The sequence below is a fragment of the Microbacterium hominis genome (assembly GCF_013282805.1).
GTDB classification, from domain to species: Bacteria; Actinomycetota; Actinomycetes; order Actinomycetales; family Microbacteriaceae; genus Microbacterium; species Microbacterium hominis_B.
On record NZ_CP054038.1, the window covers coordinates 1,859,211 to 1,878,317 of the forward strand.

A 19,107-nucleotide genomic window follows, 5' to 3' on the forward strand; every position below is an offset into this window, starting at 1 on the left:
TCACGCCTCGGCCTGATCGCCGCGTCGATCCGCCAGGGCCATCCCCGATCGATCGTGTCGTCCGATCATCACGCCGCGCTCGGAGGCGCGTCGGTGGACGCCTCGTCGGCGCTCGACCGTGCGGTGCTCACCAGGTCGATGAACTCGCCCACGGTCAGATGGGACTCCAGCGGGTGGCGGAATCGAGCATGACGGTGCACGACATACGTGTTCCGTCGTCCGGTCCGCGTGCGCTGGATGACGCCGCTGGCCTCCAGTTCGCTCACGATCTGCTGCGCACAGCGCTCGGTGACCCGAAGCTGCGCAGCGACGTCGCGCAGGCGGACATGCGGATCCGCGGCGACACAGACCAGTGCATGTCCATGGTTGGAAAGGAAGGTCCAATCATCGCGAACCATGGTCTCAGCGTAGGGGTGACGGCACGGGCCGGTAGGGCCCTTCGTCCCTTCGGCCGAAGCCCCGGGACCACGGGGGAGCACATGCCTGCATCGACGCCGCCAGGGAGATCGCTCGCCTGAGACAGGAGTTCGGTTTCCGGAAAAAAGTATCTCTCGACCAGGTATTTCCTCCCGCCTACGATTCGACAGTATTCGGACTCTCCGAGGCCGATGATGCGTGGGGGAGCGCGAAATGTCATACCGCAGCAGTCGGAAGTCGTTCCAGATCGTCGTCGCAGCGGCCACCGTGGCGGTGGCGACGCTTGTGATCCAGTCGGCGGTGATACCCGGGCCGGTCGCCAGTGCCGCCCCGAGCGGACCCACCGACGAGACGACGGTCCCGCACTACTTCGGGCCCTGGCCCAATTGGGCGAACAGCCCCCTGACGCTTTCGACCGCGGTCGTCCATATCGACGGGACCGGCACCGATGCGGCAGCCGTCGCCCAGGTCGACCCGGTCACCGGCGGGATCGCGAGCATCGATGTCACAGCTCCCGGCCACGACTACCTCGCAGGCAGCACGACGGTGACCGTCGACGGAAGCACGGGAGCATCCGCAACAGCGACGGCGACGGTCAGCACCTCGGGCGTGGTGATCGGCTTCACCGATGTCGTCGCCGGCTCGGGGTACACATCCTTCGACGTACAGCTGTCCGGTGGGGGAGGATCGGGAGCCACGGCGATCGGATCGGGCGGGGTCGATGTCATCGCGATCGAAGACGGCGGCAGCGCCTACACCATGCCGACGGTCGACTTCGATCTTCCCGAGAGTCCTGACGGCACGGTCCCCAGGGCGCACGCGGAGATCGACGCCGATGGAGTGGTCACGGCCGTCGTGGTGGATTCGCCCGGGTCCGGGTACACCTCGGCGCCGGCCGTCACGATCCGAAACGGAACGCAGTTCGCGCCGATGAACTTCCCCGAGGGCGGCGGTCCGGCGACGGTCACCGCGACTCTCGCACTGTCTGCCGTCAACGTCGTCGACTTCGGCTCGGGCTACACCGGCACTCCCGATGTCACGATCACAGACCCGTCGGGCACGGGCACGGGCGCGGACGCCACCGCCGTGACCGATATCGGAGCGGTGACGGCGATCACCGTCGACACCGCCGGCGACGGCTATCTCGACAAGGGCATGCGGAAGTTCGTCGACGACCTTCCGCTCACGTGCGCGCCGCCGGCGTGTCCCGCCGGCCCCGGGGCCAAGTTCATTCCCACGGCGGTTCCCGCCGAGAAGGACTACGCGGGCGTGAAGGCGGACGAATACGTCATCGGACTCGTCCAGTACCGCACGATGTTCTCCTCGGATCTGCCTAGCGGCACGCTCGTGCGCGGGTACGTGCAGCTCGAGACGCCCGACAACGCGGCTGTGAGCCAGCACGTGCCCCTCGAGAACGAGCTGCTCGACGGGACGAAGGTTCCCATCCTCGACGACGCCGGCAACCCGTACCTCGCCGTGACGGCACCGCAGTACCTCGGTCCGTTCATCGGCGCGACCAAGGACAAGCCGGTCCGGATCGTCTTCCGGAATCTCCTTCCGACCGATGTCGACGGCGACCTGTTCCTGCCGACCGACAGCTCCATGATGGGCTCCGGCATGGGCCCTGCGGCGATGACGGAGCCGACGAACAGCTCCGAGGTCACGGATGAGGTGCGCAACCCCATGTGCACCGAGGCGTCCAAAGCCGACCACTGCTTCAAGGACAACCGGGCCACCCTGCACCTGCACGGGGGCATCACGCCATGGATCAGCGACGGCACGCCTCACCAGTGGATCACCCCGGCGAACCAGAACACGCCGTGGCCTCAGGGTGTGAGCGTGCAGAACGTCCCCGACATGACCGAGGCCGATGGATCGGTCACCTGCGCCGCTGCGGACGACGGATGCTCGACCTTCTACTACACCAACCAGCAGAGCGCGCGGCTGATGTTCTACCACGATCACTCGTGGGGGATCACGCGGCTGAACGTCTACGCGGGCGAGGCCGCCGGGTACACGATCACCGATGACACCGAGAAGAAGCTCATCGTGGACGGGGTGATCCCCGGCCCGGAGGCGACGATCCCGCTCGTCATCCAGGATCGGACATTCGTTCCGGGCGACCGGCAGCTCTACGACACGAAGGACGCCGACGGGAACATCACCCGGTACGGCCAGGACCCGACGTGGGACAAGACACGCTGGGGCCGCGAGGGGGACTTCTGGTACCACCACGTGTACATGCCGGCGCAGAACCCCGGCGATCCGTCGGGCATGAGCGCCTATGGACGGTGGATGTACGGCCCCTGGTTCTGGCCACCGGCCACCGGGACCACGTATGGACCGATTCCCAACCCGTACTTCGACGCGGGTTGCGCGCTCGACGACCCGTCGACCTGGCAATACCAGACGGACCCCTTCTGCGAACCCGAGCTCATTCCGGGCACGCCGAACATCTCAGCGGGAATGGAGCAGTTCAACGACACGCCGATCGTCAACGGCGTCGCGTACCCGAAGGTGACCCTCGAAGCCAAGCCCTATCGGCTGAGTCTCCTGAACGCGGCCAATGACCGCTTCTTCAACCTCCAGTGGTACATCGCCGACCCGACGCAAGGCGACGGCCTCACGGAGGTGGCTCTGGACCCGGCGGAGTTGGCGGCGGCGCAGACCGACCCGACGGTGTCGCCGAACCCGGTGGATGCCAACAACGACGCGGCAGGTCCCGACTGGGTCCAGTTCGCGAGCGAGGGCGGCTTCCTGCCGAAGCCGGCCGTCATCGACGGCCAGCAGCCGACGACCTGGATCACGGATCCCACCCGATTCGATGTCGGAAACGTCGATAAGCACGCAATGCTGCTCGCACCCGCCGAGCGCGCCGACGCCGTCGTGGACTTCTCGAAGTTCGCGGGCAAGACGCTGATCCTGTACAACGACGCGCCGGCCGCCTTCCCCGCCCGAGTGCCGCAGTACGACTACTACACCGGCGCGCCGGATCTCAGCCCCGCGGGGGCTCCGGCGATCCTGCCCAGCTATGGTCCCAACACGCGCACCGTCATGCAGGTGACGATCGCAGGTCCCGCCGCGCCGGCGTACGACGTCGCGAAGCTCACGTCCGCCTTCGCCCACAAGGCCAACGGCACCGGCGTGTTCGAGGCGGGTCAGAACCCCATCATCGTGGGGCAGGCGGCATACAACTCCGCGTACGGCACGAGCTTCGCGGCCAGCAGCGACTGCAACGCCCCGGGCAGCGCCAGGACGGAATGCGACGGAGTGGTCCGGATCAACAACACCGGCTCGTTCAGCTTCAACACGCTCGCCGACCCGACATCGAAGATGACCATGGACATGCAGCCCAAGGCGATCCACGACGAGATGAACGCGTCGACATTCGATGAGTTCGGCCGGATGACGGCCAACCTCGGTGTCGAGGCCCAGCCGCCCAGCCCCGGCCAGCAGAACGTCACGCTCTACCCTTACGTGAATCCGCCGACGGAGCTGATCGATGCGACGAACCTGCCCGTGGCGGCGGTGAACCTCGGCACCGACGGTCTTCCGGCCGGCGACATCCAGGTGACGCCCATCAGCAGCGCGGCGGACGGCACGCAGATCTGGCGGTTCACGCACAACGGCGTCGACAGCCATCCGATTCACTTCCACCTCTACGACGTCCAGGTGCTCAACCGCGTGGCATGGGACAACGCCGTGAGCCCGACCGAGCCCAATGAGCTCGGATGGAAGGACACGGTGCGGATGAATCCGCTCCAGGACACCATCGTGGCGCTGCGCCCGATCATCCCGGATGTGCCGTTCGAGGTTCCCAATGCCGTGCGGCCGCTCAATCCGATGATGCCCCTCGGCGCGACCCTCGGCTTCAACAACCTGGATGCGCAGGGCAATCCGACGACACCCATCACCAACGAGCTCATCAACTTCGGCTGGGAGTACGTCTTCCACTGCCACATCCTCAGCCACGAGGAGATGGACATGATGCGCCCCGAGTCGGTCGCCCTGCCGCCCGTGACGCCCGAGTTGCTCACGGCATCGCTGCCTGCGACGGGCAGGAAGCTCGTGACGGTCACCTGGAACGACAATTCCATCACCGAGACGGCATTCCTGGTGCAGCGTTCGACGACCGGTGCCTCCTGGACGACCGTCGGGACGATCCCGTCGCCGCTCGACCAGGCGAATGGGAAAGGCCAGCGGAGCTTCACCGACGAGTCCTCCAACGGCAACACCGCCTACCTCTACCGGGTCGTCGCCGAGAACAAGGTCGGCTACGGCGGGGAGTTCCCGAGCCTGACGGTCACGTCGGTCTCGAACACCCGATCCGTGAGCGCGCCGGCGACGGTGCCGGCAGCGCCGACCTCTCTGACGGCGACAGCGCAGCCCGGCCCCGCTGTGAGTCTCACGTGGCGCGACAACGCCACCAATGAGAGCGGGTTCGAGGTGCAGCGTTCGTCCGACAACGGAGCGACGTTCAGCCAGGTCGGGGTTGCTCCCGCCCGCACGAGCACGGGCAGCGTCACGTTCGTGGACACCACACCGGCGGGTTCGACGAGCTACGTCTACCGGGTGCGCGCGGTCAACGTGACAGGCGCCTCCGCCTTCTCGAACACCTCGGCGACAGTATCCATCGGCGCCCTGGCACCCGCGCCGGCCATCCGGTCGGCCGTCGCCACCCGCCAGGGTCGCAATGAGCAGGTCACGGTCTCGTGGAGCAACGTCACGGGAGAGACCGGCTACCGGATCCAGTGGAGTGCAACGAGCGACTTCGCGACCGTCGAGGGCTCGGGGACGACGGCGGTCGACGTCCTGACCTTCCGGACCGGAAACCTCGCCCGCCAGGCGTGGTACTTCCGCGTAGGCTCGGTGAACTCCGTCGGCACGTCGTGGTCGACGCCGACGCTGGTGCCGGCGGCGTAGTGTCCTCACGCCCCCTCACCGGGGCCCTTGCGAACGCAGGGGGCCCGGTGAGGGGCCCCGACGATCGGCGCCTCCGTGTGCACGCCTCCGCACCGGCCGTCGGCTAGACTTGGGCGTCCGAAACCAGCGGGAGCGCACGTTCGCGCGTCCGAGGATTCGGGTTTCCGATGCACTCGCATGGGCCTGTGGCGCAGCTGGTAGCGCACCTGCATGGCATGCAGGGGGTCAGGGGTTCGAGTCCCCTCAGGTCCACCAGAACTCCCGGTTACGCAGTCTCCTTCAGGACGAGTGCGTCCCCTTCGCGCACGACGTGACCGTCGCGCTCGAGTTCGGCGAGGTAGCGGGCCATGCCGCGCTCGCCGCGGCGGCGGAATCCGCGCATCACCTGCGGGAGCGCGTTGGGCACGAGCATCGCGAGGCGGATGAGGACGGATTCGGACGGCTTCGGGTAGATCTCCAGGCGCGGCCGGTCCAGCATGCGCATCATCGCGCGAGCCACCATACGGGGCTGTTGCGGCGGATCCAGGAACTGCAGCGAGTTGCCGCCGTCGATCGCCTCCTGCCGCAGCATCCGGGTGTCCGTCGCCGACGGGAGCACGGACCCGGCGGTGATGCCCTTGTGCCGCAGGTCGAGTCCGATCGAGAGCATCGCACCGCGCAGGCCGAACTTCGACGCTGTGTAGATCGGCGCCTCGCCGAGAGGGAAGATCCCGCCGAGCGACACCGTCGTGATCACCCGCGGGTCCCGTGCGCGACCCAGCAGCGGCAGCGCCAGACGGGTCAGCACGAGCGGTGATAGCAGGTTCACTTCGGTCTCGAGCCGGATGCTCTCCACCGACCGCACATCGAAGCGTTCCGCGCTCGCCATGCCGACATTGTTGATGAGCACATCGATGCGACCGTAAGCCGCATCGATCTCGCCGAGGATGCGCTCGACCTCGTCATCGTCGGTGAGATCGCCGGCGAACCCGCGGTGTCCGTTGCCGGACAGCGCGGCAGCGGCGCGCGCGGCGGCCTCGGCGCGGATGTCGACGAGCGCGAGCCGCGCGCCGCGTTCTGCGGCTTCGAAGGCGAAGGCCCCCGCGATCCCGCCTGCGCCGCCGGTGATGACGATGACCTTGTCGCGGTAGTCGAAGTTCACGCGGCGACCTCGGTCCGCTCGAGCACACGGGTGGCGTCGACATGCGGTGCGCGTCCCGTGAGGGGCCAGCCGAGGCGTCGAGCCAGCTTCTTCATGTACTTCGCATAGGCGTCGGAGTCGACGTAGCCGCGATGCCGCGGCGATGAATCGAAGTGCAGCCCGCCCGAGAGATCGGGCGTATCGCTCGTGCGCATCTGCTCGAACTCGGCTGCGGCCGGTGCGCCATCGCGGATGCCGGCGATGAACGACGCGAGCAGGTGCGCCTGCTGGTCGAACAGCCCGTACGCGCCGCTGTTGGTCTCGATGAATCCGATTCCATACAGCCCTGCGTGCTCACGGGAGACGCAGTTGAGGTAGAGGTCCGGATGCTGCTCATCGCCGAAGTAGCGCTGACCTACCGGCACGCGGTGGCGGTAGCCGGTCGCCATGACGATCAGATCGAACTCCTCGGTGGTCCCGTCGGTGAACTGCACGGCGAGTCCGTCCGCTCGGCGGATGCCGCGGCGCGCGGCGATGTCACCGTGCTGCAGGTAGTGGAACAATTGCGAGTTCAGCACCGGGTGGACCTCGAAGAGCTTGTGGTCGGGCTTCTGCAGACCGAGGCGCGTCGGGTCGCCGGTGAGCAGCGTCAACATCGGCTGCAAGATGGCCCGTTCGAGGGGCTTGGGCAGGAACGATCCCTTGCCTCCGACGATGTCCGACGGCACACCGAACACGTGCTTCGGGATGAACCAGTAGCCGCGCCGCATGCTGATCGCCGCCCGTTCCGCCGTGCGGGCCGCGTCGCACGCGATGTCGCACGCGGAGTTTCCGCCGCCGACGATCAGCACGCGCCGTCCCGTGAACTCGGATGGCGAGCGGTAGTCACGGCTGTGCCGGATCTCGCCGGTGTAGTCGCCCGGAATGTCGGGGGTGGACGGATGCCACTGGGTGCCGGTGCACACGATGACGCGCTCGTGGTCAGTGGTGGTGCCGTCCTCGAGTGTGACGCGCCAGCGCGGGGTTCCTGGCGTCGATGACGGCACGGCGTCGATGGTGGCGACTGCGGCGCCGAACCGGATGCGCGCCGTGAGGCCGTAGGCATCTGCGAACGATCGCAGGTACGCCAGAATCTGCTCGTGACCCGGGTAGTCCGGATAGTCGTCGGGCATCGGGAATCCGGTGAAGCCCGACACCGTCCTGCTGGAGATGAAGTGGGCGGACTCGTACATGGGTGTGCCCGGATTGTCGATGTCCCAGACTCCACCCACCTGCGAGTGGCGCTCGAGGTGCGTGTAGTCGATGCCCCTCTCGCTCAGAGCGCGCGCCACCGCGAGTCCGGCCGGGCCGGCTCCGATAACGCAGACCGTCGATTCGAGCGGGTGCACGGCGGCAGGGGGTGAGGTGTTCATCGGCAATCCTTTGTGCGGGGAGAAGCCCTCACGGTAGTGCGCGCGCGTTGACGGTCGGCGGACCTGTGGCACCCAGGAATCGGACAGCGGCGGCCACGGCCGGTGACCGGCTGAAACCGCTCCTCGTTCTCTCGGCCTCAGCGGGCAGGGCTCGGGCGCCGCGCCTCGGCGTGCAGTGCCGCGGGAGACGAGCCGAACCAACGCTGGGTGCTGCGGCGCAGCGAGCGGTCTTCTTGGTAGCCCAAGCGGAATGCGATCTCCGCCGTCGTGAGCTGCGGAGAGGCGAACAGCTCCGCGGTGAGGCGCTTGCGCACGTCGTCGAGCACACCGGAGTAGCTCGCGCCCACCTCGATCAGCCTGCGGCGCAGGGTGCGCTCACTGGTCGCGAGCGCACGCGCGTGCACCGCCAGCGGCAACACCTCCGGCAGGGCCTCCTCGATCTGCGCGGCGAGCACGGCGACGAGCTCCTGGCGCTCGACGAGGCTCTCGGTCTGCGCCTCCAGCATGGTGACGGTGTCGCGATGCGTCCATGCGTCGGCGCTCGGCAGGCGCGCGTGCGCGGCCGCGAGCGGGATGTGCCACGCGTTGCGCGTCGAGGAGAACCGCACCGCGCTGCCGAAATGCTCGCGGTAGACGCTGGAGTCGGCACCGGCGGCGTGGGACAGTTCGACAAGTCTCGGCCCCACCCCTCCCGCGACGTCGCGGGCCATCCGGGTGATGGTGGCGAAGCCCTCGTCCACCAGGAACCTGCCCACGGCGGACGACGGCTCCTGCAGCGCGGCGGTCACCACGAGCGCGCTGGCTTCCTCTGTCGAACTCCAGCGCACCATCGACCCGGCGAGGTTCTGAAAGCGAAGCCCGACCATCACGGCCTCGCGCAGGGTGGCGCTCGACATCATCGCGAGTCCGAGAAGTCCCGAGGCGGTGATCGGCTGCCGGCCACCGACCTCCAGTCCCAGGGCCGGCACCGGCAGCATCGTCAAGGCCTGTTCGATGATCACCCGCCCCTGACGGTACGAGACCCGAAGCGCCGGAGACTCGATCGCGGCGCGGGTGAGGGATGCCGCGCGCAGAGCTCGGTCCAACGAGACGCCGTGCTCGTCTGCCACCTGCAGCAGGTAACGGAGGATGTTCGGCGTGATCACCGCCGATGAGGGGGTGAGGGCGAAGGTCTCGGGCACGGAGGTCATCATACGTGGCCGTTCGTGTCCGCTGTGTGGCGAGGGCGGACCGTGACCGCGCGGGGTCTCTCGCTAGCATCAACGGCAACCCGTCCCGACCGGCCCGCCGGTCGTCCCCCCCGAATCGTCGATGACGCTGAACTCGAGGAACTGCTATGCCCACCTCTTTCGTCCCCTCGGAACGCCTGATGCGCGGTGTCATCCGCACGCTGGGCGCCCTCCCCGAACCGGTCCAGCGCATCATCGCAGGCCGGCCCGTCGTCGTCGACGGCCAACGCCTGTACACCGAAGTGCAGATGGCCCTGCGGCTGCTCAATGCCCTTCCCGGCTCAGATTTCTCCGACCACCCACTCGACCGCGCCCGTGCGCAGATCGATTCCGAGGCGCGAATCTTCGGCGGATCGATGCCCGTCACCACGGTCGAGGACATCGAGATCCCGACGCGAGCGGGTTCCGTCCCCGGCCGTCGATATCTCAACGGCCGGGAGGCCGAGGGCACCGTCGTCTACTTCCACGGCGGCGGGTGGGTGCTCGGCAGCCTCGACTCCGCGGACTCGGTGTGCCGCTTCATCGCCGCCACCAGCGGGCTCGAGGTGATCTCGGTCGACTACCGCCTCGCGCCGGAGCATCCTTTCCCCGCGGGGGTCGAAGATGCGATCGACAGCTACCTCTGGGTGCGGGAGAACCGACCGAACAGCAGGGTCGCGGTCGCGGGGGACAGCGCCGGAGGCAACCTGAGCGCGGTCGTGAGCCTTGCGACTGTCGATGACCCTGCCGGCGCCCCCGACTTTCAGCTGCTCTTCTTCCCGGTGACCGACCTCGCCGACAAGCAGCCTTCGTATCGCCTGTTCTCAGACGGGTATTTCCTCACCGAGAAGCAGATGGACTGGTATCGCGCGCACTACCTCACGAAGCCGGCCGATGCACTCGACCCGTCTGCATCGCCCCTGCGCGCCGAAGCAGCGGCGCTCACGCAGCTGCCTCCGGCTCACGTCGCCGTCTCCGGCTTCGACGTGCTGCGTGACGAGGGCATCGCATACGCCGAACGTCTGAAGGACGCCGGGGTCCCCACGACCCTGCAGGTCGTCGAGGGACACATCCACGCGTTCGTCAACGCGACCGGCGTCGGCCGTCTGAGTTCGCAGGCGCTCGCCGAGGCGATCGGCTACCTCGTCCGCGGACTCGGCCAGCGCGACCTCACCCGTCCTTGACCACGCGCGCGGCGCTGCAGGTCTGAGGGTTTCGAGGCGCTTCACCGCTCCGCGGGCATTGCGGATCACGCCGCCGTGGGCGATGGTGTGGACATGGGCGATGTCACCCCGTTCCTCTGGTTCGACGCCGATGCCGAGGCCGCGATCGCGTTCTACACCTCGCTGGTGCCGGACTCCGAGGTCGTCACGATCGGGCGCTACCCGGTCGAGATCCCCGGGATGGGCGGCAAGGTGATGCACGCGCACTTCCGGCTGGGTGGACGCGACTTCCTGGCGATGGATGCCGGGCCGCAGTTCCCGTTCACCGAAGCCGTCTCGATGTACGTGGCCTGTGCCGACCAGGCCGAGGTCGATCGCTACTGGGACGCCCTCGTGGGCGCCGGCGGCCAGGAGCAGCCCTGCGGCTGGGTCAAGGACAGGTGGGGGCTCTCGTGGCAGATCATCCCGGACCGCCTCATCGAGCTGATCCGTGACGAGGATCCCGGCCGGTCGCATCGAGCCGTGCAGGCGATGCTCACGATGCACCGGATCGACATCGCCGCGGTCGAGGCGGCCGCGGACGGGTCGTGACCGGCGGGACGCGGGCCGCGGCGCTCGCCGCGGCGGCGGCGGTCGCGTTGCTCATCACGGGGTGCGCGGGGTCCGGTCCCGGCCCGGCGCCCACCGTCTCCGGACGGCCGACGGCGGCATCCTCGCCGTCCGTCGCACCGGGCAAGGAGGCCTCGTCGTTCTGGCGCCCCGCGAGCGACCCGATCGCCCTCGCGAGCGGACTCGACACCCCGTGGAGCGTCGTCGCGCTCGCGGGTGGCGGTGCTCTCATCTCCGAGCGTGACACAGGCGTGATCGTCGAGCTCACCGCGGAAGGCGAGTCGCGGGAGGCGGGCGTGGTCCCGGGCGTGGTCTCGGGCGGCGAGTCGGGCCTTCACGGGATCGCCCTCCGCGCAGCGGGCGGCACGGACTGGCTCTACGCCTATCACGGTGCGGCGGGAGACAATCGCGTGGTGCGGGCGCCGCTGAACGGTGCACGCGGTGCGCTCGCCCTGGGCGGGTTCGAGCCGGTGATCACCGGGATACCGCGGGCATCGACGCACAACGGCGGCAGGATCGCGTTCGGGCCGGACGACTGCCTGTACGTGACCACCGGCGACGCTCAGGACCGCGACGCTCCGCAGGACCCGGATTCCCTCGGCGGCAAGATCCTGCGGGCGACACCCGAGGGAGAGCCTGCTCCGGGAAACCCCTTCGGGTCGCTCGTGTACTCGCGGGGACATCGAAACGTCCAAGGCATAGCCTGGACCGACGACGGGCGGATGTGGGCGAGCGAGTTCGGCCAGAACACGTGGGACGAGCTCAACCTCATCACGCCGGGCGGCGACTACGGATGGCCGACGGTCGAGGGGCCCTCCGAAGACCCGCGGTTCATCGCTCCCGTCGCCGCGTGGCCCACGGACCAGGCGAGTCCGAGCGGGATCGCGGCGGTGGGCGGCACGGTCTTCGTGGCGGGCCTGCGCGGCGAGCGACTGTGGGCGGTCGACACCGCGGAGGGACGAATGGTCGGCGAACCGGCACCCGCCCTGGCCGGACAGGGGCGTCTGCGCGACGTGATCCGCGTCGGCGAGGGGGAGATCTGGGTGCTGACCGGCAACACCGACGGCCGAGGCAGTCCCCGCGCGGAGGACGACCTGCTGCTGCGCGTCTCGCTCGCTCCCGAGCCGTGAGCCGCCTCCGTCGGCACCCCGCTACGGTGAGATCGTGAGCACTCAGCCGCGGTGTCCGTACTGCCGCCACTTCGCCTACCTCGACGCGCTCGTCTGCACCTCCTGCGGGGCAGACCTCGGCTACCACGTGCTCTCCCGCCAGTTCGTCGGACTGCGCGACGGCCGCGCCGAGATCGACGGGCAGACCTGGTACACGTGCTCGAACCGCGAGTGGGACTGCAACTGGCTGGTCTGGGAGAGCGCACCCGCCGGCCGGTGCTTCTCCTGTCGGCTGACTCGCACGCACCCTCCCGCCGATGACACGATCGCGCTGGAGAAGCTGGCGAAGGTCGAAGAAGCCAAGCGCCGGCTCATCCTGCAGCTCGCCGACTTCGGTCTTCCGATCGCGCCCTGGGACCTGCAGGCGGGCGGGCTCGGGTTCGACCTGCTCTCCAGTCTGTCGGAGGGGCGCCGGATCACCATCGGCCATGCGAACGGCATCATCACGATCGACCTGGCCGAGAGTCTGGACGATCGACGTGAGGCCGTCCGGGTGCGGCTGGGGGAGCCGTATCGCACGGTCCTCGGCCACCTCCGCCACGAGGTCGGTCACTACCTGCAGAACATCGTCGTAGTCGGTGACGCGCAGTGGGCGCGCTGCCGCGAGCTGTTCGGCGACGAGCGCGCGTCTTATCAGGACGCGTTGAAGCGGCACTACTCGGTGGGGGCGCCCGCGGACTGGCAGACGGCCTTCATCTCCGAGTACGCGACGATGCACCCGTGGGAGGACTTCGCGGAGACGTTCGCGCACTATCTCCACATCACGGGCACGCTCCAGACCGCCGCGGCGATCGGCATCCGCCTCGATGCGCGGGTCACGAATCTGCGCGACACCGACATCGTTCCGCGCAGCGAGTACGAGGATGAACCTGTCCAGCGCCTCCTGAACGACTGGGAGTGGATGACGCAGGCCTTCAACAGGATCAACCGTTCGATGGGGTTCGGCGACCTGTACCCCTTCGAGATCTCACCCCCGGTGCGCACGAAGCTCGCCTTCATCCACGAGGTCGTCACGGCCGCGCGGGTCAGCCCGCCGGAGCAGCTCCTCCTCGCTGTCCCCGGCATCGGACATCCCGCGGGTGCGTAGGCTTGTGGCGTGATCCGTCGCTGTTCCGCCTCCGCGCTGCTGGTCGCCTGCGGCCTGGTGCTGTCGGGGACCGTGGTCCCCTCCGCGGCGGCGCGTGCAGCCGAGGCTGTGGCGGCGGGAGCGGACGAATCGACATCGGGCGGTATCGTCGTCGTCGCCGCCGAGGACGACGCGCGTGAGCGCGCCACGGCCCTGATCTCGGCGATGGATCTGCGGGACATCGCGGCCTCCGTGGTGATGGGACACGTCCCCACGACCGATCCCGCGACCCTGCGCGACTACATGGATTCCACGCGGATCGGCGGATTCATCCTCATGGGGGCGAACATCCCCGCGGACGAGGATGCTCTTCGTGCTGTCACGGCCGCGCTCACGCCGGATCCGACCCTTCCGCCGCTGCTGGCGATCGACCAGGAAGGCGGCGACGTGTCGCGTCTGCCATGGGATCGGTTCCCCTCGTCGGTGGACCTCAAATCCGCGGACCCGGACCAGGTGCGAGCGGCGTTCGCGGGGCGGGCCGCACTCGTGCAGCGCGCGGGCATCGAGGTCAACTTCGGGGTCGTCGCCGACGTCGCGGCCGACCCGTCGTCGTTCATCTTCCGTCGCGCGCTCGGGACGAGCGGGCCGGAATCGGCGCGACGCGTCGAGGCCGCGGTCGAGGGGGAGGCGCCCTGGGCGCTGTCGACCCTCAAGCACTTCCCCGGACACGGTGCCGCCCCCGGAGACTCGCATCAGAGCATCCCGAGCACCTCCCTCACCCGTGCGGAGTGGGACGAGTCCGACGGGATGCCGTTCCGGGCCGGCATCGACGCGGGCGCCCCGCTGCTCATGTTCGGCCACCTCGCCTACACGCAGGTCGATGAGCGGCCTGCCTCGCTGTCCTCGGAATGGCATCGCATCGCGCGCGACGACCTCGGATTCACCGGCGTCGCGATCACGGACGACCTCGGGATGCTGCAGGCCTCCGGGGTCGCGGGCTACTCCGATCCCGTCGCGAACGCCGTGGCCGCAGTCGCCGCGGGCAACGACATGGTGCTGGCGGTCATGTTCACCGATGCGGGGTCGGCAGGGCGCCTCGTCGAGGGGATCGTGGCCGCGGTGGAGTCCGGCGTGCTCCCGCAGGAACGGCTCATCGAGGCGGCGGAGCGGGTCATGACGCTGCGCGTCGAGCAGGCGGATGCCGGATCAGTCCTGCTCCCGTGCGAGGGCTGCACGAGCGCCGGCTGAGCCGGTCGCGTCGATGATCTCCAGCAGGCGTGTGCGAAGGATCTGTCCTCGCGCGGCGAGCGCTCGCTGGCGTCGCACGTACTCCGCCTTGCCTTCGGGCGTCTCGATGGCCACAGGCAGGACACCCCACTCCCGCAGATCGTAGGGCGAGGCCTCCATGTCGAGGTCGCGGATCGCGCGGGCGTGCACGAACGCATCGAGCAGCAGGTCGCCGGGGACGAGTGGGCCGAGCTTGACGGCCCACTTGTACAGGTCCATTCCGGCGTGCAGGCATCCCGGCTGCTCTCGGGAGGACTGCGTCTGGCGTGTCAATGGGGATCGGTTGCGCGGCGCCGCGTCGGCGGTGAAGAAGCGGTAGGCGTCGAAGTGGGTGCAGCGCAGGTCGTGCGCCTCGACGACGTCGTCGGTGCCGCGCTGCCCCAGGCGGAGGGGAATGTCGTGCCGATGCGCCGGCGCGCGATACACCATCGCCCACTCGTGCAGACCGAAGCAGTCGAATCCGGGCGCGCGTCGCGCGGTCGCACGGACGATGCCGCCGATGTTGGCCAGAAGGGCGCGCTTCTCGCTCGCGAAGGCGGCGGCATCGACGACCAGCGAGCCGTCGGCCACGCCGGGGGAGTACCAGCGCCAGGTGGCGCGGGGCGTGGCCGCGGCGTCTGCGAGGGCGACGCCGGGTCCTGGATGCCACCGCCGCAGCACGGCGGGCTTGTACGAGTAGTAGGTGAACAGGAAGTCGTCGACGGGATGCGTGCGGCCGTGGGAGGCGCGCGCGCGGCGCGCGGCGGTCAGGGCATCGGCCCGCTCGATGTGCGCCTGCTCGCACTCCTGCCACTCTCGGGCCCCGAGAAGCGCCGGAAGACGCGGAGCGGGGTCGGGAGTCATCATTCGAGGATAGGTGCGCGCGATGGGAGGACCCTGTTCACTCCTCCGGGAGGATGAGGCCGGGGGCATTGTTGCGCACATTGCCGACCGCCTTCGAGACGACGTGGTCGGCGAGCGTCTCAGCCACCGCGGGCGCGGCATCGATGGCGGCATCGAGGACGTCTCGCACGTTGTCGGTGGAGGTGTCGAGCCACGCGTCAGCGTGATCGGGATCCATGAAGACCGGCATGCGGTCGTGGATGGAACCGAGGTGACCGATCGCGTCGCGGGTGAGGATTGTGAAGCTGAGCAGCCACTTCGCCGGATCGTCATCTGCCTTCGCGGGGTCGCGCCACCATTCGTAGAGCCCGGCCATGAACAGCGGGCCGTCATCGGCGGGATGGATGTAATGCGGGGTCTTGGCCCCGTCGACGTTCTTCCATTCGTAGTAGCCGGAGGTCGGGACGATCGCCCGGCGCTTGGCCAGGGCTCCTCGGAACATCGGCTTGTCCTCGAGCTCCTCGGAGCGCGCGTTGAAGGCGCGCGCGCCGATCTTGGGATCCTTCGCCCAGGACGGCACCAGTCCCCATCGGGCGCGCTCGAGGCGTCGGGTCGGGGGGTCGGTCTTCGCCGAGTCGAGCACGACGGCGACCGCGTCGGTCGGCGCGACGTTGAACGAGGCGGCGGGCAGGTCGTCGCCTTCCACGTCTACGCGCAGCACGCCGACGAGTTCCGAACCGACTTCCGCTACGACGAATCGACCGCACATGGCGCCAGCCTACGCGCGGGGTGGGACACGAGGATCAGGAGCGCAGGATGCCGACGCTCGCGAGCCGTTCCAGCAGGCCGGCACCGTCGTTCTCGGTGACCCAGGGCACATCGGCGGCGGAGTCGTGGTCGACCGTGGTGCGACCGCCCGCGAGCACAGCCTCGGCGGGGGAGAGGCGGCGGATCGCGACCGCTGCGACGTTGTCGGGATGCTCCACGGCGAACCGCGTGTACAGCTCGTCGTCGTGCTGACCGTCATCGCCGATGAGGAGCCATTTCACGCCGGGGAACTCCTGGGCGAGCCGGCGGAGGTTCGTCAGCTTGTGCTCCTTGCCGCTGCGGAACCACCGGTCGTGGGTGGGACCCCAATCGGTGAGCAGGAACGCGCCGGGCGGGAACAGGTGCCGTTGCAGGAATCTGCTCAGGGTGGGGGCGATGTTCCAGGCGCCGGTGGACAGATAGATGAGGGGGGACCCGGGGTTCTCCCGCACGAGCCGCTCCGTCAGCACGGCCATTCCGGGGACCGGCTGCCGCGCGTGCTCGTCAACGACGAAGGAGTTCCACGCCGCGATGAGGGGTCGGGGGAGTGCGGTGACCATGACCGTGTCGTCGACATCGGAGATCACCCCGAAGCGGGTGTCGGGCGCGACGGAGAAGGCGCGGGTGCGCACCGGCTGCCCGCCCTCGACCGACATCTCGAACTCGTTCCATCCCGGCTCCAGCTGCGCCGGGAGTACGGCGTCGATGACCCCGCCGCGGTCGGCGACCACCTCGTGGGTGGTGCCGCCGATCGTGACCGAGACCTGCGCGTAGCCGACCGGAACGGCCGCGAAGCTGCGCCACCCCCGCACGCTCGCATAGGCGCCGGAGGACCGTTTGGCCGGACGTGGGGGAACGATCAGCACCCGCCCCAGCACGCGCACCCATTCGCGTCCGGCGTACCCGGGGAAGGGCGTCACGGTCGGCGTCAGTCCGCGGGCTCGGGCGCGTCGCTCCCGCCAGGAGTGGAAGCGGTATTCCAGGCGCGCGAGCCATAGCACATCGGCTCCCGGTGAGGCGGCGTCGGCGGCGGGCATTGCCTCAGTCTTTCACGTCACCGCCGGCCGCAACGTCCGCACCGGGTTCGATCGCGTCCTCGTGGTGCATGTGCTTGTGCTCGATGCGCTGGATCAGCTTCTTGGCGGCGAGTGCGAGCACCAGGAAGGCCACGATCACGCCGACGAAGAGGTACCCGGCGGAGTGGAGCGTGTCGGCGAGCTCCCGATACCCGGTGGCGGCGGCAGCGGCGACCGACACGTAGGCGGTCGACCACAGGATGCACGCGGGCAGTGTCCACGCGAGGAATCGGCGATAGGGGTAGTGGCTCATGCCGACGGTGAGGGGCACCAGGGAGTGGAAGACCGGCAGGAAGCGCGACAGGAAGATCGCGGGACCGCCGCGGCGCGCGAGGTAGCGCTCCGACCGCGCCCAGTTCGCCTCGCCGATCCTGCGACCGAGCCGTGATGCCCGGATGTGCGGGCCGAGGATGCGGCCGAGCCAGAATCCGATGCTCTCCCCGAGCAGTGCGCCGATCACGACCACCACCCCCAGCACGACGCCCTCCAGCGGCGAGGCGACGGCCGTGCCCGCCACGATGACGATGGTGTCGCCCGGGACGATGAGGCCGATCAGCACGCTCGTCTCCAGCATGATCGCGAGCCCGGCGAGCAGGGTCCGCAACACGGGATCGACGGCCTGCACCGCGTCGAGCAGCCAGGTGAGCACCTCGTTCACGCCGGAAAGCCTAGAGGGTCGGCCGGGCTCTAGCCTGGGAGCATGTCGGAACCCCTCGTCGCCGTTCGGCTCGAGTCGTTCCCCGACCCCGAAGCCGTCTTCCTCGCGCTCTTCGCCGATGCCCGCCATGCCTTCTGGCTGGATGCCGGACCGGCAGCGGCGCAGGGGTGGAGCTGGACGGGCGCCGGGACGCGGGCCGATCGTCGGGACGTGACCAGGACGGAGCTCGATCCCACCACACGCGAGCTCCCCGCGCAGGCGGGGCCGTTCGCGGGCGGCTGGGTCGGATGGACCGGATACGACGCCGCAGCGGAACGCGCCGGCGCTCCTGCGGTGCACGATGCAGCGGCGCCGGCCGACGCCTGGATGCGCGTGGACCTGTTCATCGCGTTCGACCACGGCAGCCGTGCCGCCTGGGCGATCGGACCGCGCACGGCCGCGGATGAGCTCGCGCGGGCGGCATCCCGCGTGACGGCGCCGGGAGTGCTCGCGCCGCCCGATCCGCTCGTCGCGAACTGCCGGCACGCGCCGGCGGAGTATGCGGCGCTGATCGAACGGTGCCGTGACGCGATCCGCGAGGGCGACGCCTATCAGCTCTGTCTCACGACCCGGTTCGAGGTCTCGGGGGCCGTCGACGTCGTCGCCGCGTACCGGCGGCTGCGCGCCGCGACCCCCGCCCATCACGGCGGCCTCATCGTCGCCGCGGGTGTCGCGCTGGCCAGCGCGAGTCCGGAGCGGTTCCTGGAGGCGCGGGAGGGCGTCGTCCGCACCCGACCGATCAAAGGCACGCGTCCGCGTGGCATCGACCCGGCCCACGATGCCGCCCTGGCGGAGCAGCTCCGTGCGAGCGACAAGGAGCGAGCCGAGAACGTGATGATCGTCGATCTCATGCGCAACGACCTCTCGCGCGTGTGCGAGACGGGCTCGGTCGCGGTGGAGCGCCTGCTCGAGATCGAGTCGTACCCCGCCGTGCACCAGCTGGTCAGCACCGTGTCCGGCCGTCTGCGCGACGGCGTGCGCGTCGCCGATCTGCTCGCTGCGGCATTCCCCGCCGGCAGCATGAGCGGTGCTCCCAAGCTGTCGGCCATGACGATCCTGCGGCGCCTCGAGGACGCGCCGCGCGGCGTCTTCGCCGGATGCTTCGGGTGGGTCGGAGGCGATGGGACGCTCGATCTGGCCATGGTCATCCGGTCGATCGTCGTCCACGACGCCGGCGCCTACGTCGGGGCGGGAGGAGGAATCACCTGGCTCTCCGACGCCGACGAGGAGGTGGCGGAGGTGGGGATCAAGGCGCGCGGTCCGCTCGCGGCGCTCGGCGCCGTCCTCCCACCCGGTTGGTGAGCGCACCGGTCGGGTAACCTGGACTTTCG

The 19,107-nt window shown here is 69.3% G+C and carries 15 protein-coding genes and 1 tRNA gene; 8 read left to right on the forward strand and 8 right to left on the reverse strand.

What is annotated here, in order from left to right; genetic code table 11:
• Nucleotides 1-68: 68 nt before the first annotated feature.
• A complete protein-coding gene (locus HQM25_RS08315; RefSeq protein ID WP_172989809.1) occupies nt 69-398 on the reverse strand; it encodes an AsnC family transcriptional regulator in 330 nt (109 codons plus the stop codon).
• Nucleotides 399-630: 232 nt separating this feature from the next.
• Here HQM25_RS08315 and HQM25_RS08320 point away from each other — a divergent pair, with 232 nt between their 5' ends.
• Together HQM25_RS08320 and HQM25_RS08325 are read left to right on the forward strand one after the other, a co-directional pair.
• Nucleotides 631-5,340: a multicopper oxidase domain-containing protein gene (locus tag HQM25_RS08320; RefSeq protein WP_172989810.1), complete on the forward strand. Its 4,710-nt coding sequence runs from the start codon at nt 631-633 to the stop codon at nt 5,338-5,340.
• 179 nt (nt 5,341-5,519) lie between these two features.
• A tRNA-Ala gene (locus HQM25_RS08325) sits at nt 5,520-5,595 on the forward strand.
• 10 nt (nt 5,596-5,605) lie between these two features.
• Here the strand turns inward: HQM25_RS08325 and HQM25_RS08330 are convergent.
• The 3 genes from HQM25_RS08330 to HQM25_RS08340 form a co-directional block, all read right to left on the reverse strand.
• Nucleotides 5,606-6,481, reverse strand: a complete 876-nt coding sequence (locus HQM25_RS08330) for an SDR family NAD(P)-dependent oxidoreductase (protein ID WP_172989811.1) — start codon at nt 6,479-6,481, stop codon at nt 5,606-5,608.
• Nucleotides 6,478-7,872: a flavin-containing monooxygenase gene (locus tag HQM25_RS08335; protein WP_172989812.1), complete on the reverse strand. Its 1,395-nt coding sequence runs from the start codon at nt 7,870-7,872 to the stop codon at nt 6,478-6,480. The genes HQM25_RS08330 and HQM25_RS08335 overlap by 4 nt, the downstream gene beginning before the upstream one ends.
• Before the next feature lie 137 nt (nt 7,873-8,009).
• On the reverse strand, nt 8,010-9,053 hold the full coding sequence (locus HQM25_RS08340; RefSeq protein WP_438803630.1) for an AraC family transcriptional regulator ligand-binding domain-containing protein: 1,044 nt from the start codon (nt 9,051-9,053) through the stop codon (nt 8,010-8,012).
• Between the two features lie 155 nt (nt 9,054-9,208).
• Here HQM25_RS08340 and HQM25_RS08345 point away from each other — a divergent pair, with 155 nt between their 5' ends.
• The 5 genes from HQM25_RS08345 (at nt 9,209) to HQM25_RS08365 (ending at nt 14,335) form a co-directional block, all read left to right on the forward strand.
• Complete coding sequence (locus tag HQM25_RS08345) at nt 9,209-10,264, forward strand: alpha/beta hydrolase (protein WP_172989814.1); 1,056 nt, start codon at nt 9,209-9,211, stop codon at nt 10,262-10,264.
• A gap of 93 nt (nt 10,265-10,357) precedes the next feature.
• Complete coding sequence (locus HQM25_RS08350; RefSeq protein WP_172989815.1) at nt 10,358-10,834, forward strand: VOC family protein; 477 nt, start codon at nt 10,358-10,360, stop codon at nt 10,832-10,834.
• Nucleotides 10,831-11,982, forward strand: coding sequence for a PQQ-dependent sugar dehydrogenase (locus HQM25_RS08355; RefSeq protein WP_172989816.1), 1,152 nt, complete (start codon nt 10,831-10,833; stop codon nt 11,980-11,982). Before HQM25_RS08350 ends, HQM25_RS08355 begins: the two co-directional genes overlap by 4 nt.
• Nucleotides 11,983-12,016: 34 nt before the next feature.
• Entirely contained in the window at nt 12,017-13,108 is a 1,092-nt protein-coding gene (locus tag HQM25_RS08360) for a zinc-binding metallopeptidase family protein (RefSeq protein WP_172989817.1), read from the forward strand.
• Nucleotides 13,109-13,117: 9 nt separating this feature from the next.
• Nucleotides 13,118-14,335 carry a glycoside hydrolase family 3 N-terminal domain-containing protein gene (locus HQM25_RS08365; RefSeq protein WP_254359624.1) on the forward strand — a complete coding sequence of 406 codons (1,218 nt, stop codon included), beginning with the start codon at nt 13,118-13,120 and terminating at the stop codon, nt 14,333-14,335.
• Here HQM25_RS08365 and HQM25_RS08370 read toward each other — a convergent pair.
• From HQM25_RS08370 to HQM25_RS08385, 4 genes are read right to left on the reverse strand one after another with little or no spacing between them, the layout of a single operon-like run.
• Nucleotides 14,294-15,217, reverse strand: a complete 924-nt coding sequence (locus HQM25_RS08370) for a 3-methyladenine DNA glycosylase (RefSeq protein WP_172989818.1) — start codon at nt 15,215-15,217, stop codon at nt 14,294-14,296. The genes HQM25_RS08365 and HQM25_RS08370 overlap by 42 nt on opposite strands.
• A gap of 37 nt (nt 15,218-15,254) precedes the next feature.
• Nucleotides 15,255-15,965 carry an SOS response-associated peptidase gene (locus HQM25_RS08375; RefSeq protein ID WP_172989819.1) on the reverse strand — a complete coding sequence of 237 codons (711 nt, stop codon included), beginning with the start codon at nt 15,963-15,965 and terminating at the stop codon, nt 15,255-15,257.
• A 34-nt stretch (nt 15,966-15,999) separates the two neighbouring features.
• Nucleotides 16,000-17,040, reverse strand: coding sequence for an App1 family protein (locus HQM25_RS08380; RefSeq protein WP_172989820.1), 1,041 nt, complete (start codon nt 17,038-17,040; stop codon nt 16,000-16,002).
• A 4-nt stretch (nt 17,041-17,044) separates the two neighbouring features.
• Entirely contained in the window at nt 17,045-17,737 is a 693-nt protein-coding gene (locus HQM25_RS08385) for a DedA family protein (RefSeq protein WP_172989821.1), read from the reverse strand.
• Between the two features lie 42 nt (nt 17,738-17,779).
• Here HQM25_RS08385 and HQM25_RS08390 point away from each other — a divergent pair, with 42 nt between their 5' ends.
• Nucleotides 17,780-19,078, forward strand: a complete 1,299-nt coding sequence (locus HQM25_RS08390; RefSeq protein WP_172989822.1) for an anthranilate synthase component I family protein — start codon at nt 17,780-17,782, stop codon at nt 19,076-19,078.
• The last annotated feature ends 29 nt before the right edge of the window (nt 19,079-19,107 follow it).